Origin of the sequence: Poseidonocella sp. HB161398, from assembly GCF_005870025.1 — a bacterium.
Classification (GTDB): Bacteria; Pseudomonadota; Alphaproteobacteria; order Rhodobacterales; family Rhodobacteraceae; genus Mangrovicoccus.
In genome coordinates this window covers 1-1,618 of the sequence record NZ_VATA01000210.1, presented here as the reverse complement: position 1 = coordinate 1,618, position 1,618 = coordinate 1, and the positions used below count along the sequence as shown (strand labels likewise).

1 protein-coding gene is annotated in these 1,618 nt (G+C 59.8%); it reads left to right on the top strand.

The genetic code is table 11. From position 1 onward, the window contains the following. Positions 1-290 precede the first annotated feature (290 nt). A complete protein-coding gene (locus tag FGX59_RS36790) occupies positions 291-1,337 on the top strand; it encodes an IS110 family transposase (RefSeq protein WP_138473467.1) in 1,047 nt (348 codons plus the stop codon). Positions 1,338-1,618: the final 281 nt, after the last annotated feature.

The window sequence follows — 1,618 nt, the reverse complement described above, 5'->3', positions numbered from 1 at the left end:
TCTGGTGATCGGTTACATGGCGCCCCGGCACAAGGGTGGTTCTCCATTCCTCAAAACCACCAGCCTAAGCGGGACGGCCGCGATCACGGGCCCCGAAAATCCGGGCGCCGCGGCGGGTGCGAGCCTCCGGCCGGGCTACGCCCGCCCTCCGGCTCGCACCCGCCGCAACGTCTCATCCTGATTGTCGCGGAATCTCACCCTGTTTGATGAGGTGGAACGGCCCGCTCCGACAGCATCGATGTGCTAAAACGTGGTCGTTGTTTGGACGCCACAAAAAGAGGAGCCGTTCCATGAAGAATGTTAGCACCATCGGGCTGGATTTGGCGAAGAATGTCTTTCAAGTCCACGGCGCGGAGAGTGATGGCTCCCCCGTCTTCAATCGCAAGCTGCGCCGAGGCGACGTACTGAAATTCTTCGAGAAGCAGCCGACCTGCCTTGTCGGGATGGAAGCATGTGGCAGTTCCCATTATTGGGCTCGCGAGGTCGCCAAGTTCGGCCACATCGTGCGGCTCATCCCCCCAGCTTACGTGAAACCGTTTCTCAAGCGCGGAAAAACGGATGCGGCAGATGCAGAGGCTATCAGCGAGGCTGTCATACGGAAAACGATGCGGTTCGTCCCGATTAAGACGGCCGATCAGCAAGCTGCGGCCATGGTACTGAAAACCCGCGCTCTTGTGGTGCGGCAGCGAACGCAGGCAATCAATGCTCTGCGTGCTCATCTTGCCGAGTTTGGGATCATCGCAGCTGGAGGCGTCGCGAAGGTAGAGACGTTGATCGCGATCATCCGGGACGACACAGACGACCGTCTGCCCAGTCCGGCTCGCTTCGCCCTGGCCATGCTCGCTGAACAGATTGAGGCTCTGACCAAGCAGATTGACAAGCTCGAGCGTGCCATTGTCACCGAGGTGAAGCACGACGATGATGCGCGGCGACTGACCTCCATCCCCGGAGTCGGCCCCATCACCGCTGCCACTGTCAAAGCACTGGTTCCGGACCCTGGGGGCTTCAAGTCCGCCCGTCATTTTGCAGCATGGCTCGGATTGGCGCCAAGAGTTCATTCGTCCGGAGGGAAGGATCGACTTGGTCGAATATCGAAAATGGGAAATCCGGAGATCCGCTCGCTTTTGGTGGTGGGCGCGACGTCGGTCCTACGGATCGCACGAAACAGTGCCAAAGCGAGTCCTTGGTTGAAGGCATTGCTCGCCAGGCGCCCCTTCAGGGTTGCGGCCGTCGCCCTAGCCAACAAGATGGCAAGGATCATATGGGCATTGCTGAACAAGGGTGAGAGCTATCGGCAACCCGAAACCCCCCAGACAATCCCCGCCGCGGTCGCCTGAAGGTGGCCAGTGCCGTGGTGATCTGACCGGCGATGGCCGGCAGAGGCAAGGTGCAGAAGCAGACGATGAACAAGTGGGACGAGATCCCGATACGAGTGAGGCCTGCGCGACAATGCGCATAAAGCGCGTCTGTTTGATTAGTCCCTCGTATCGCGGACTTCATCGAGGCCAGCAGCATAGGCTGCATTGAAAGGCCGTACATATGACCGCACCGCTCCCAAATTGTTCCTCGGATGAAAAAGCTCTTGCCACGCGGGCCGTTCCACATATGTCGCGCCGCA